We start from the raw sequence: 14,705 nt of genomic DNA, 5'->3' as shown, positions 1-14,705 counted from the left end.
AATTTCATGATAGCACCTTTATATGTCGAAATATATAGACAAATAGACTTTATGCTCATTTTATTATATTTTTTTGAATTTTTTACATATTATCTACATTCTCAAATAGACCAAACATTGGTAATAAGATTGCCAAAACAATGGTGCCTACAAGTCCTGCTAATAAGACAATCATCAAAGGTTCAATCAATGCTTTGAGCTTATCAGTTTCCGCGTCGACTTCTTTTTCATAGAATTCAGCTACCCGCTCTAGCATGTGATCAAGAGCGCCAGTTTGTTCTCCAATAGAAATCATGTGGGGAATCAATGGCGGGAATGCCCAATGACTCATCATTGGTCCTGTCATCGACTCTCCTCTTTCTAGCCCGTCTCGAGATTTAAGAATCACTTTCCCTATTACTTCGTTACCAACTACACGCTCAACCATAGTTAAAGCAGTTAATATAGGAACTGAGCTGGAATACAGCGAACTTAATGTCCGTGTCATTCTGGCCAGGGCGGCTTTTTTTAAGATGTTGCCAAAAATAGGCATACGTAATAAAAATGTATCAAGCATGTAACGTCCCTTTTCATCTCTTCGCATTAGCCATAAACCAGCTACTAATATCGAAACTATCGCCATCAATATATACCAATAATTTTGTACAAAATCACTTGCACCCATTACGAATCTGGTGATGAGTGGCAATTCCCCACCAAAATCATTAAACATTTCAACGAACATTGGAACGATTGACGTCAATAGGAAAATAACGACCCCTACCGCCAAAACAGCAACAATAATAGGATAAGTCATTGCGGAAACTACTTTTTGACGGGTCACATATGCTTTTTCAAAATGAGTTGCCAAACGATCTAATGATTCATCGATTGATCCTGTTAACTCACCCGCTTGCAACAGGTTGATGACGAGTGGTTCAAAAATCCTAGGAAATTTCCGGGCTGCATCAGATAAAGAATTACCGCTTTTTAAATCATCCGCAATCTCAACCAGTGCACGTCGTAAAGCTTTTGACTCTACTTGTTGAGATAGGATGACAACGGAATCAACTATCGTTACACCTGCACGCATTAACGTAGCGAATTGTCTCAAAAACATGATGAACTGTTCGCGCTTGACGGGATTTCCGATGACAATATCTTTTTGAAGAGCAGTTTCAGCCATTTGTTTGATTTCAGTGATGCGAATGCCGTCGTCTCGAAGTTTCACGATTGCCTCACGTTGGTTCGCTGCTTGAATAATTCCTTTTCGCACGGCTTTACGGTCACGACCTACATATTGAAAGCGTGCCATTAATGCTCGTCCCCTTCAAGGTACGGTTGTGCCGCTACTTGTGTAATTTGGCCGGACTCTACTAGCTCTTTTAAGGAAGTTGACATCATGTGCATGCCAGCAGCTCGATTCGTCAAAATGACGTTCGGAATTTGATGTACTTTCGCTGTACGGATCAAGTTAGAAATTGCTGGATTTGTAATCAAGATTTCAGTAGCCGCTCGACGACCTTTGCCATCTGCCGTCTTGATTAATCGTTGACTAATTACCGCTTTCAACACGCCACCAAGCTGAGTACGTACTTGCGCTTGCTGTTCTGGTGAAAACACATCGATAATACGTTCAATCGTCGATGCGGCACTTGACGTATGTAAAGTACCCAAAACTAAGTGACCCGTTTCAGCCGCTGTTATGGCAATACTGATGGTTTCCAAGTCACGCATTTCCCCTACGAGAATGACGTCTGGATCTTGACGTAGTGCTGCACGAAGACCGTTCGAGAATGATTTCGTATCAAAACCGACTTCACGTTGGTCAATAATACTTGTTCCATGTTCGTGCATATACTCAATCGGATCTTCCAGTGTAATGATATGTAAGTTCATATCCGTGTTCATATGTTTGATCATCGCAGCTAACGTAGTCGACTTCCCAGAACCAGTTGGACCTGTTACCAAAATAAGCCCTTGCTTCGTTTCCGCTAATTTCTTCAGCGTATTCGGCATTTGCAATTGCTCGACTGTCGGAATGACTTGCGGAATGGTCCTAAAAGCAATCGAAATCTTGCCTTTTTGATGAAAAGCATTCACACGAAAACGCGCTATATTTTCAACTTCGTGTGAGTAATCCAACTCACCTTGCTCCAAAAACGTATCCCATAACTTATCGGGTGTAATTGCTTTAGCCATATCCCTCGACATTTCCGGGGTAATTGGAGTGGAACCGAATTTGACAAGTTCTCCTTGCACACGAAATACAGGAGGAACGCCAACTGTTATATGAATATCCGATGCTTTTTGTTGAAAAGCATTGGTCAATAAAATATCTACTGATTCTCTCATTTTCTCACCTAATCTTGGAGGGCAACACGCAGAATTTCTTCTGTCGTTGTTTGGCCTTCTCTTACTTTCATCAGTCCGTCGTCTATTAAGAAGATGGTGTCATTGGCTTGGGCAATTTCTCGAATTTCTGCTGCAGTACCACCGCAGTTGATGACACTTTTAATTTGGTCATCAATGATTAGTACTTCATGAATGGCCATGCGCCCACGGTAACCTGTCATGCCGCATGATGGACAACCTTTTCCTCGCGAGACCGTTTGTATATCGAGTCCACGTTTCTGGAAAATATCAATTTCACGGATAGTAGGCTCCTGTTTCTCTGCACAATCACGACAAACTTTACGTACAAGACGTTGTGCCACAACCGCATTAATCGAACTCGTAACCAAAAACGGCTCTACACCCATATCCATCAATCGAGTGATCGAGGCGATTGAGTCATTTGTATGGATCGTACTTAATACTAAGTGACCCGTTAAAGAAGCCCGAATCGCAATTTCTACGGTCTCTTTATCTCGAATCTCCCCAACCATGACGATATCGGGATCTTGACGGAGAATCGAGCGAAGTCCAGCCGCAAATGTTAAGCCAACATTCGAATTCACTTGAATTTGATTGATCCCTTCGAGTTGATATTCAACAGGATCTTCAACCGTAATGATATTCACTTGTTCATCATTTAGGTAGCTGAGCGCTGCATATAACGTTGAAGATTTACCTGAACCAGTTGGACCAGAAATAAGGACAATTCCATTTGGTTTGGCTATTTCTTTCATGAATCTCTCATAATTCTTTTCGTGGAAGCCGAGTTTTGATATATCCGTTAAATTATTGGATAAATCCAAAATACGCATAACTATTTTTTCGCCATAAACGGTAGGCAGAGTAGAGACACGTAAGTCAATTGGACGAAAATCAACATTCGTTTTAATACGACCATCTTGAGGAATACGATGCTCAGTGATATCAAGCTTTGACATGATTTTCACACGTGCCGTGACCATTCCCTGCATTAGCTTTGGAAGTGTCCGTTCATCATGCAACACTCCGTCAATACGGAAACGCACTAACAATCGAGTTTCCTGTGGATCAAAGTGAATATCACTCGCTTTCTGAGTCACCGCCGCAGATAAAATCTGATTAACGATTCTTACTACCGGTGCATCGATATCAAGTAGTTCTTCCTGTTTATCAACTGCAGAAGCTTGATCTACCAAGAAATCGTCAAACGATTCCTCTTCGTAATATTTGTTGATGATTTTTAAAATCTCTTCCTTAGATGCAATCGCGGGAATGATATGAAAGCCGGTAATCAGACGCAAATCATCCATCGTAATGAAATCCATTGGGTCTTTCATGGCTACGTAGAGTTTGTCCCCTTCTACTTTCAAAGGTACCATCAAACTGCGTTTTGCTACGTCTTTAGGAATCAGGTTAAATAACTTTGCTTCAAATGGGTAGTGATATAGCTGAACTTGAGGAATGCCAAGTTGAATTTCGAGTACTTCGAGCAGTTGTTGCTCGGTGATAATTCCTTGCTGCAAAAGTGCGTCCCCAAGTTTTTCTTCACGTGGCTTGTTTTGCAACACATTCGTTAGTTGGTCGTCTGTAATCAAACCGTTTTCAACTAGTAAGTCACCCAGTCTTTTTCGAATCAAGTTGCACTCCCCCTATTACTTGCTAGGCGGAATAAGATTTCCACCTTTATCGTATTGTGGTTCCGAATCATTTTCATCATTCGCGTTACTGCCAGTATCATTAGTTGACCCAGAATCAGTTGAACCTCCTATAGAAGTTTCATCTCCTGTTGTTCCAGTACCAGCTCCGGTAGAAGGTTGTCCGTTTGAACCACCTTTCGTCGATTCTGAACCATTTGTCGTGCCCGTACCATCTCCGCTTCCAGCAGCAGGTATCGTAACAGTCAAAGGATGAATTTCTACTTTATGAACAGGTGGATAAAAATCTTTAGATACTTCTTTCGTTTCTATAATGGCAGAGTCTGAACGTATGTTTTTAAATACAGCGACTTGAATGCCATTTTCACCTTGCGTTTTTACGCGAACCGTATTTGGTTCTACGAATGAACTATATTGTTTAATGGTTTTCGGTAGAAATTCCTGCTTATCATTGATCGTCGTTTCGTATTGATAAATAAAAGGAAATCCAGTGAGGTTAGCATTAAGACCTGTCCCCACTCCGTTCAGATTAATTGTAAAGCCGGTAGCATTCGGGTTTGTAAATACAAAATCAACCCCAAGTTCACGGTTAATGGAAGCTTCGAAGCCAAGCGGAACAGTTGTAGGAACAACCGGTCCGATACTTCTTTCATCCACCCCAAAATTCGTTTGCAAAACCGATGCATACAAAATAGAAGCTACTGTGGTTAAATCTTGTTCCGTTAAATTTCCCAAATCCGTTGATTCGATAAATTCCAGCATCGAAAAAGTAGATTTCGGATTGATTACGTATCCATTTAGCGCTGTCATCAAATTACGAATGCCCACTGACGATTCAATATTGTTGAATGTCACATTAGTAACTGCAGTTTCGACTGTAGAATTTGCCAGTAAAGCACTTGTAATATCGATGATTTGATCTTTTCGTCCAGCGGCCAATTGTTCACGAATCGTTTCCGTGACAATTGCTATTTCTTCATCATTAAACACCATTGGAGCAAATTGTTGATTCAGGAATGTGCCAACGGATTCTTTCGTCACATCAAATTGCAGTTCATTTTTAGCTCCATCTTGTGCGTTAGTTAACGTGCTATCCGTATTGAATTGTACAACTTCCACCGGGAAAGAAACGACTGCATCTTGCAATTTAATTTGGACACTCGCTTCGCCGTACCACCCTTTAACACCTGTTTGCACGGTTACCGCAGCCTCGTTTTCAGGCAAATTTGAAACATCGTAAGGACCTATGTATGTTTGCTCCCCGAAACCTTTTGATGGGAAAACAACTTCATCGATTACATATGTACCAGCTTGCGTTACACCGAAAAATAAAACTGTTGAGCCCAGTAGCGCTACAAAAGTCGTCCCAAATAATTTATTGTTCATTTATTGGTCCTCCTTTTTTGCAGGTTTTAACCAGTCTTCAGCTTGAGATTCAATAACAGGTTGAACTTTCGGTGTCGGAGAAGTTGCTGCAACATAGGATTCTGAAGGTTTTTCTATCGCTTCTTGAATAGATTTAGGCACATATAAATGCAATTCTTCTTCTTGAAGTTTTTCATTTTCCAACCGTTTCGTTATAATTACGGCACCTGCAAATAACAAACCTAACATAATCAAAACAGAATAATAGAGACTTAGCTTGGATTGTGCCAACAAGCCTAATAGAGCGATGATGAATCCGCCGAAAAGAAACATTAGCTTAGTTTTTAAATCTACTTTTTTCACGGATATTATCACGATTGGAAACACGATGAATGCAACCAAGATAAGAATAAGAAATTTAATCATGTTTCACCTCGGAAAATGTTAATTTATATAGTCTACTTTTAATGTAAAATCAAAGTTCGAATCATTCACATCTGGTGTTAGTATTGGATCTTTAATTGGAGCAATCTTTTGAGAACATCCTTTTAAAAACTCAAAATATGTTCCTACATGTTTAATACCACCATCTATACTTTCTCCTTTAGAAGAATAATAGATTAATTCACCTTTATGAGAACCTGGTAACTTAATATTTGTTGCATCATCATCCAAACCATCAAGATTTAAGCAAAGTTTATATCCAGAAGCCATGCTGACATTTACATCTTTTTTCTTGCCTTCTACCATTAAGTATCCCGTACCATCTTTGTTACCTAACACTACAATATTTTCACTAACATGTTGTAATACATTAGATACTGATATAGATTCTACAATTAAATCTATATTCAAATGATTTCCACCAGATTCAAACTTCATATTACCCGGAAATACAATGTTTGCATCTGAGATGGATTTACCATTTTTAACAGTAAAATCTTGATGAATATCTGATTTAATAGTTAGACCTTTCAAGTCGGATTGGCAAATATTTGATGGGCAAATTGCTTGATTTAAATTATTTACCCATACAATTAGAGGCTTATTATTAATAAGAGTCAGATTTAAATCTGATATTGTATTATTACCTAAATCACATTCATAAGGAGCGATTAAATTTTTCAAAGGTAAACAACTTTGTAAATTTTTCGGCTTAATTGTATTCACATTTTCTTTATCATCAAGTACAGGGCTCTGTACAAGAGTATTGGGAACATAGGATGGAATAGTAACTTTCACATTTGTATTTAACTTTTTCTCTTTTAAGCTATTAGCCTCAAAATTACTACCTATGATGTCAAAATTAAAAGCTTGATTTTTAACATTAACGTCCAATGTTTCAGGAGTAATTCGAGAAGGAACAAAATCGGTATTTGGTGTTATTTCTTTTATTAGAATTTCGTTATTGAAACCTGAAAGCAATTTATTCATTTGTTTATTAAATTCCCTTAATGAATCATTATTAATATTATTTAATTCCTCTGTTATTTTAATAGGAGTATTACACTTGGTACCTTTAGGAACTAGGTTTTCACATAGCTTTAAGGAATTTAATCTAGGATTAACAATTGTATCTAAGATGTTTTGTTCTATTTTTTTTATTTCGTTGTTGAAGAATGTAGTATAGAATTTCGTGCCCATCTCTGCAGCAACAACCGCTTGATTATTCTGATCAACCGTTTGCTCTTGTTTCACATGGTTGAGCGAGGCACTCATGAACACTGCTGACATGCTTAAGAATATTATAATGGTAAATAAAACTATTAAAAGAGCATATCCTCTATCATTCAATAATTTTTTCATTTTTCCGATAACCCCCACCGAGACTTTTGGTGTGATTTTTCCAAACAGACTCATCCTATTATCATACTATTTGTGTAAAATGTCATGTTAAAAATAGGGAAAAATACATAAAAAGAAAAGAGTCGAGTTATTCGACTCTTTTCTATTAGTTACCGTAATCAACTGTCGCTTCAATTTCACTCGTGCTATCGATAAATTGTTTCATTGAATGCCCTTCTGGTAAACCGGAAGTATTTACATTACATTCATTTAAAAATGCCACGAAATCATTCATGTAAATTATCTTATCCTCAACGGCTGCGGGCAGTTTATCCATATCCGTTCGCCCAGGGTAAAGAATTAATTTTCCATTGCCACTTAATATAGAGGGGTCAGTTAAATCAGAAGAATTCGCTAAACTTATGCCATTCAAATTAATACACATCTTAGAATTAGTCGAGACCGTTACGCTTTTTCCTGTTGATTTCCAATCTATATAACCAGTCTTTGCTTCATTCCCTAAAACAACTAGATTGCTGTTCGTCAAGTTCATACTTACATGGAATGAGTACGAACGACTGACGATTGTATTGTTATCTGCTGAATTACTGTTTTTAATGATTAAGTCGCCATCCACGTACATGGAAATGTCTTCTAAATTATTTAAATTATCTACATTTACCGTTTGATTTGACGGTTTTATGTATACTGTTCCGCCACTACCATCTAGAATGTTCAAATTACATTTGGTCTTGTCTTTTACTGCATAACATAAATCCTCAACTTTGATACTTACTTTCGAAGGATCTGGCAAACTAGCTAAATAACTTTCAAGATTGGTGCCAGTATATTTGCAGACACCTGAAGTCATTTCACTAGCTTGGGTAGGACAAATGGTCGTATTGTCATTTGGTGGAATGAAAATGCGATCGACCGTTTCTTTTTCACTTAAAATCGTTTTGATTACAATATCATTCGTTTCGGATGTATGATCCGGGATGGTTACAATCAATTTAGCATTCAGATTTTTAACTGAAGCATTTTGTTTCCCTTGTACGGAAAGAGGTATTTCAATTCTGCGAGTTGCTTGATCAAACACCAGGTTTACGGCAAGTGGCATTAACTCATATTTCGTTTTTGAGTCAACTCTATTTTCTTGGGGAGCTAAGTCTGCGTACACCCGATTAACCTCGGACATATACATATCAACGCCGGCTCTTTCTATTTCTTTCGTTTCACAATCAATCCAGTCATTAATGTGGACATTGGAATAAAAGACACTGCATGCGGCAGTTGACATTCCGTTAGGGAGTGGTAAGTTATTATCCTTTGCAGTGGTAACTGCCGTTGCTTTATCCACTAAAGTATTCAGACTTGTATTCATGAAATTCTTATAATCCTGATTTAATATTTTTATTTCATTCATTAGATTATTGATATTATATTTCACACCCATCTCGGCTGCGACAACGGATTGATTGCGGACGTCGACAGTACTTTCCTGCTTGGCATTATTAAAAGATGCGGCAACAAATACTGCTGATAAACCAACAAAAACAACAACTAAAAAGAGGACAAGTAACAAAGCATAACCTTTATGGTTTTTTACATACTTCATTTGAATCCTCCTCTTTACTTAGTTGTTTTATATCTCGTAAGTATCGTGTTTATTTTGTAGGTCGCATTTTTATATTTCACTGCAGCAACCAATGTGTAGTCATCTTTCGTTGGGTTAATCATTTGATTTACACTTGTCATAGTCACATTGAAACGAGTATCTGAAACAGGCTTGAATGAACTGGCAGGTGGCTCAGTTGTACTTGTACATAATGTAGAAGATACAGGAGCAATCATAATTCCACCAGAAGCCCCTTTAATGTAATAACAATCCCCTTTACGGTGCTGGTTCATTAATTTCGAAACAATTAAATTTGCTTCCTGTTGAGCGGAAGTCTTATTGGATTCCGCTATTGAATGCTTAAAGCCGATTCCCAAAGTTGTCATAATTAATATAGCTACCATTGAAACTAAGGCTAGAGCCACTATTAATTCCACGAGTGTTATGCCTTGATTATTTTTAATATATTTGATCATGAGGTCACCTCAATATAGCCATAAGTTTCACTACTCAATTGACCTCCGAGCGTATAAATTTTAAGAATGGTCTTATATAAAGAAATGGTTCCTGAAAGATCAGGCACATCGAATACTTGAATTTCGAATTTAAATTCTTCTCCTGAATCAACTGTGCTATTAAATTTGAATGAATTGTAATCGTCTTTATTACTTGCCGGTTCGTCTGTAATTACGTGGCTATTAGTTATTGTTGTGGTTTCTTCAAATTGCAATTCAATAATAGGTTTAATCTGATCAAAAGGAATTATTTTTGTTGAAGTATGGGGAATATATTTCCCTTTGCTATTTTCAATAAACTCCGTAATTTCCTGCCGCGCTATATTCATCGTATCCAACTTTGTCTCTGTCTTCGTATTAAATAAAGTCATTTGCGGAAACACAGTCATGATACCCACGAAAACAATTCCCATTATGACAAGAGCTGCCAGAACTTCCACGAGTGTCAGTCCATTTTGTTTAGATTTATTTGGAAATAGTTTCATATAATTTTTCTCATTTCATGTTGTTTATACGTATTATGTATTGTTTTAGTAAAATTGTCATTATTTTTATACTATATTTAATCTCTTATTCTATCCTAGGAAAAAAGAGCTGATTAGATCAGCTCTCTTCATTATTTCACATATTCCGCAACACGATTACGTCCTTCTCGTTTCGCCCCAATATATAGCGCTCTATCCGCATTACGAATCAATGCCATAGCATCGTCACAGTCTTCTGGTGCAGTTGAGACACCGATACTTGTTGTGATGTTGACAAAGGACAGCACGGGTTCATCTTCCAGGTCTGTCCGAATTTCAAAACGCGTGGTTTCGATCTTCTCACGTAATTCTTCTGCAAGTGCTAGTGATTGTTGTTTGGAGTAGTTTGGTAAGATGATAACAAATTCTTCTCCGCCATACCTAGCAATGATGCCGGCGTCCCCAAGTTCATTTTCCAACAATCTTGCCAGTCCAAAGAGAATATCGTTTCCACTTTGATGTCCATACGTATCATTGATGGCTTTGAAGTGGTCGATGTCCATCATCAATAATGATAATTGCCGAAGCTCTCCATTTAGCAATTGGCTCATATTGGTTTCAAGTTGCTGATCTAAATACCGGTAATTGTATAATTTCGTTAGGCCGCATCGTTCACTTTTAGATACTGCATCTTGTACGTATCGAGCTTTTTCAAGAGATACCGCAAAATAGGAACATAGCAAGCTGATAATCTGAAGTTGATAGGTTTCAAATGCGTATTTTTTCCTTGAAGCTATGACCAGAATTCCTTCCATTTTTTGATTCCGACTAATTGGGACAGAAATGATGCTCTCTGTATCCGTTGGAAGAAAATCCGATCCTGACTTACGCCATTCTTTTTGTTTGTTGAAAAGAATCGACTTGTCTTTTTTATAGACAATTCCAGCTATACTTTTTAGTAATTCTTCGTGAGTTTGCAAAATTTCTACATTGATATCTTTTTCCTTCGACTTTAAGAAGTACATATTACCTTGGTCAATATCAATGATATAGGAATAATCAACTGGTAACATTTTGCTGATTCTTGATAAGAATAAATCGATAATTGCATCATTGCTGAGTCGATCTGCCAGTTCATGTCCTATTTCAGTCGCTTGGTTTAAGTCTTCGTTGACGCGTTCGGAATTACTGTATAAGCGGACTAGGAATGTAATGATTAAGAATGGGATACCTATTAGTAAGAATGCAACAGGTCCAACATATTCATTTAGCAAATAAAGAGTAAAGCCGAATGGGAATGTCACGACTAAACCTGCATAATCCCAAAGTGAATCTCTTCCAAAGAAGCCTGTGTGTTCTTGCTTTGTTAAAACCAGATATAAGTGCAAAATTACATGATTAGAAAAAGTATTAATGATTTGATAGAGAAAACCGAATAAAAGAATATGTTTTAACTCGATCGAACCAATATCATAACCCATTAAAATGACAGAAACGCCACTAATGACCGATACCATGAAAAACATAAATGAGTTAAATAGTGCTCGAAAGAAATCGCTGAACCCGATTTTGAGTTGTATGGCCAGTGGAATAATTGCCAATTGCATGACCAACATTTCAACAAACACTCCATATTTCAAAAATATGGCAAGGTTGATCCATTGAACTAAGAAAAGGGTTGTTCCAGCTACTTTAAATGGAAAGTATGTCGTTATTATTGCCAGAGCTGCATATCCCAATAAAATTGGCCAATTAATTTCAGTAGGCTCTGCGAACTGGTAAATCGAATAAATGCCAAATGGTACAACCAGAACCCATATGGCCCAAATCAATCGTTGTGTTCGTTTAGAAATGTCCATATACGCCCCTTTCAAAATGGTTCAATTTATCTAGTACTAAATACATCCTATCAAAATTAGAAAGTTTTGTCATCTTTAATATTCAAATAATTTTAAACACTTGAATAGCCTCCAAACGCAAGCTAGACAAGAGATAGAGCGAACCCGATACTATAGTCACTTGTTTTTCTGAAATTGTAATTCGCAATGATTCTAGTAGGTCTTTTGTCATCGTTACGTTAGTCGATTCGCTCATTTTCGACAAGCTGATTGCGGACATTGCGCGCTCATCTTCGAAATCCACAAAAGTAAATTTTGATGAAATTTCTTCATAAATGCGCAATATTTTTTTGGCATCTTTCCCTTTTATCATGCCTAAATAAAAATGAATAGGTGTATTAGGAAAGTATTCTTTCACAGTTTCAACGAGAGCACGAGCACTTGCCGGATTATGAGCTCCATCGAAATATAAATAATCTGTAATTTTTTCAAATCGTACTGGTATAAATGTTTCACTCAATCCATTACGAAGGGTTTCTTCTTCCACTTCTACTTGGAGCGAAATGGCTACATGGAGTACAGCTCGAATCGCAAGCGCTGCATTATTTACTTGATGGGAACCTTTGAGTGGAACAATCATATTCGTGAATTCATGACCTTCACTGTCTTGGTACAATCCATTCAATAAAGTGAAATCTTTATTTATTTTCCAAAGTGGAGAATCGCCTTTATTTGCTTCTTCTATTAGTACTTGTTCAGCAGGCTCTTCCATTGGACCAATGACAACTGGACTGCCTGGTTTAATGATTCCCGCTTTATGAGAAGCCACTTCTTCAATTGAGTTTCCTAAAAATTGTTCATGCTCAATTGCAATGCTCGGAATGACTGAAATGAGTGGAGTAATGACATTCGTGCTATCAAACCTGCCCCCCATCCCCGTTTCCAACAGTACAACATCAGGTTGAAATTGTTCGAATGCCAGAAATGCAAGAACTGTTAATAATTCAAAATCCGTCAGCATTCCGCTGAGTCCCGCTTCTTTTGCACGACTGAAAGCCTCACTCAAGTCAATAGGTGAAATATACTCCCCATTTAGCTGAATTTGATCATGCACATCCATGAAGCAAGGCGAATAAAAACATCCCGTCTTTACACCGTGTGCCTGAAGCATACTATTCATCATGCTGATGGTCGAACCTTTTCCGTTCGTCCCTGCAACATGGACGAATTTGAGTTTCAAGTGAGGGTTTCCTACTATTTCTAATGCATTACGGATTGCATCCAGCCCTGGCTCTATTGTGTTTTTGCTTTCCATTTGAAAACGTTCTTTGTATTCATTAAACTTCGGAATCATAATTACATCTCCTTTCTATAAACGAGAAAAGAACCCCACCTTCATAATAAAGGCAGGGTCACATATTAAAGTACTTTTGTTTGTGCTTTTTGTTTTAAATAAGGACGGGCAAGCGACATAAAGTATAGCGAGCCGGTTACTAGAACAACATTTGACTCGTCTACTTTTACTATAGTCTGCTCGAGTGCTTCTTGCCAGCTTAGAATCAATTGTTTTTCTGGATGCTTTGTCGCTTCAAAAATATCTTTTCCAGCTGCCGCATTTTTCACATGAATTTCTGTGACAGTAATGCTTGCTGAAATTTCATCCAGCATATGAAGCACGGATGCAATGTCTTTATCTTGAAGTGCGGTAAAGACGACGTGAATATTTTTTGTCGCGTAGCGTTGCTGAATGGTTTGAATAAGCACTTCCATACCTGCCGGATTATGTGCTCCGTCTATGATGACGTTAGGTAAAACTTCTTCAAAACGCGCTGCCCAGCTAGAGGTGATTAGACCATGGCGGATACTCTCTTCAGAAATGGTAAAACCGTGATGTTTGTTCAAAAACAACGCAGCTGTAATGGCAAGCGACGCATTTTCAACTTGGTGATGCCCCATCATTTTCAGGGATATATCTACCATTTTTTCACTGTTTAATTGATATGAAAAACTTTGTTGATTTATTTCCTGAGTTACATTTCCAATAAGAAAATCTTTATATAATTGGTAAATCGGCGCTTGTTCCAATTCGGCCTTCTGTTCGATAACCGCAACAGCCTGTTTGTCTTTCACTGCACTGATCACCGGAACGAGTGGTTTGATGATTCCCGCTTTTTCTTCAGCGATGGCTTCAAGGGTGTCACCTAGGATTTGCGTATGATCAAGCGAAATGGACGTTAAAATTGATAGCAGTGGTGTCAGTACGTTGGTTGAATCGAATTTCCCGCCAATCCCTGTTTCAATTAAGGCAATATCCACTTTCATGTCGTTATAGTACATAAATGCAATGACCGTCAAAATTTCGAAGAAGTTCGAGCCTTCTCCAACTTGACCTTTTTGCAGAAGTGGAAAGATATCGTTCATATATTGGATAAATTGTTCGTCTGTGATCATTACATCATTCATCATGATGCGTTCGTTTACTTTTTCAAGGTGAGGAGATATGAAGCTTCCGACTTGGAGGCCTTCAGCAATTAATATTTCTTTAAGAGCATTCAAAGTGGAACCTTTGCCGTTTGACCCTGCAATGTGAACAGAACGGAATCCTTTATGTGGATTCCCGAGGACCGCCAGGATGGAAGTGATACGACTTAATCGACCATTTCGCTCCGTTTTCTGATCCATGGAATATATGTATTCAACTACTTTATCAACTGATGTAAACACATTTGGTCACTCCTCAAACTCAATACTCCCAGAACATCTGAGAATTCACTCTATTCTATCATGTTCAATTACTGAAAAGATATGAAATTATTTCTAGTTACTAATGAAATTTTTATGCTGAGATATCTTTAAGTAACCCCCTTGAATATAGCGTGGTTACACGCAACAGCTTTTTCCAACTAAAGGTTCAAATTTTCCGATTAAACGCGATATATTTCCAACTAAAGTTCCATATTTTCCAACTAAACTCTAAATCGCTTAAGAAGTCGGCCTTTAATAACCTTTCGAGAATGCAATCTAGATATCTTCCCTCGAATCCTAGATTTCATCCATCGAAATGCAGATAAACTATTCTTCACACTATAAAAAACACCCCAAAAGCCTAA

At 37.7% G+C, this 14,705-nt stretch carries 12 protein-coding genes; all 12 read right to left on the bottom strand.

The window, feature by feature from the left end; translation table 11 throughout:
• Positions 1–82 precede the first annotated feature (82 nt).
• The 12 genes from MHH33_RS07260 to MHH33_RS07205 all read right to left on the bottom strand — a co-directional run bounded on the left by MHH33_RS07260 (position 83) and on the right by MHH33_RS07205 (position 14,319).
• Complete coding sequence (locus MHH33_RS07260) at positions 83–1,294, bottom strand: type II secretion system F family protein (RefSeq protein WP_342543383.1); 1,212 nt, start codon at positions 1,292–1,294, stop codon at positions 83–85.
• Positions 1,294–2,334, bottom strand: a complete 1,041-nt coding sequence (locus MHH33_RS07255; RefSeq protein WP_016426779.1) for a type IV pilus twitching motility protein PilT — start codon at positions 2,332–2,334, stop codon at positions 1,294–1,296. The genes MHH33_RS07260 and MHH33_RS07255 overlap by 1 nt, the downstream gene beginning before the upstream one ends.
• Before the next feature lie 8 nt (positions 2,335–2,342).
• Positions 2,343–3,992, bottom strand: coding sequence for an ATPase, T2SS/T4P/T4SS family (locus tag MHH33_RS07250; protein WP_342543380.1), 1,650 nt, complete (start codon positions 3,990–3,992; stop codon positions 2,343–2,345).
• A gap of 15 nt (positions 3,993–4,007) precedes the next feature.
• Positions 4,008–5,396 carry a hypothetical protein gene (locus MHH33_RS07245; RefSeq protein WP_342543379.1) on the bottom strand — a complete coding sequence of 463 codons (1,389 nt, stop codon included), beginning with the start codon at positions 5,394–5,396 and terminating at the stop codon, positions 4,008–4,010.
• Positions 5,397–5,801, bottom strand: coding sequence for a hypothetical protein (locus tag MHH33_RS07240; RefSeq protein ID WP_342543378.1), 405 nt, complete (start codon positions 5,799–5,801; stop codon positions 5,397–5,399).
• A gap of 18 nt (positions 5,802–5,819) precedes the next feature.
• Positions 5,820–7,181, bottom strand: coding sequence for a hypothetical protein (locus MHH33_RS07235; RefSeq protein ID WP_342543377.1), 1,362 nt, complete (start codon positions 7,179–7,181; stop codon positions 5,820–5,822).
• Between the two features lie 145 nt (positions 7,182–7,326).
• Positions 7,327–8,778 carry a hypothetical protein gene (locus MHH33_RS07230; protein WP_342543375.1) on the bottom strand — a complete coding sequence of 484 codons (1,452 nt, stop codon included), beginning with the start codon at positions 8,776–8,778 and terminating at the stop codon, positions 7,327–7,329.
• A 14-nt stretch (positions 8,779–8,792) separates the two neighbouring features.
• A complete protein-coding gene (locus MHH33_RS07225; RefSeq protein WP_342543372.1) occupies positions 8,793–9,254 on the bottom strand; it encodes a type II secretion system protein in 462 nt (153 codons plus the stop codon).
• On the bottom strand, positions 9,251–9,778 hold the full coding sequence (locus tag MHH33_RS07220; RefSeq protein WP_342543371.1) for a type II secretion system protein: 528 nt from the start codon (positions 9,776–9,778) through the stop codon (positions 9,251–9,253). Before MHH33_RS07220 ends, MHH33_RS07225 begins: the two co-directional genes overlap by 4 nt.
• 131 nt (positions 9,779–9,909) lie before the next feature.
• A complete protein-coding gene (locus MHH33_RS07215; protein ID WP_342543370.1) occupies positions 9,910–11,616 on the bottom strand; it encodes a sensor domain-containing diguanylate cyclase in 1,707 nt (568 codons plus the stop codon).
• Positions 11,617–11,698: 82 nt separating this feature from the next.
• A complete protein-coding gene (locus tag MHH33_RS07210; protein ID WP_342543368.1) occupies positions 11,699–12,949 on the bottom strand; it encodes a folylpolyglutamate synthase/dihydrofolate synthase family protein in 1,251 nt (416 codons plus the stop codon).
• Positions 12,950–13,014: 65 nt separating this feature from the next.
• Complete coding sequence (locus tag MHH33_RS07205) at positions 13,015–14,319, bottom strand: folylpolyglutamate synthase/dihydrofolate synthase family protein (protein ID WP_342543366.1); 1,305 nt, start codon at positions 14,317–14,319, stop codon at positions 13,015–13,017.
• Positions 14,320–14,705 lie beyond the last annotated feature (386 nt).

The organism is Paenisporosarcina sp. FSL H8-0542, from assembly GCF_038632915.1.
Classification (GTDB): domain Bacteria; phylum Bacillota; class Bacilli; order Bacillales_A; family Planococcaceae; genus Paenisporosarcina.
The sequence above is the reverse complement of the archived record's forward strand: the minus strand, read 5'-3'. Positions and strand labels throughout refer to the sequence as shown.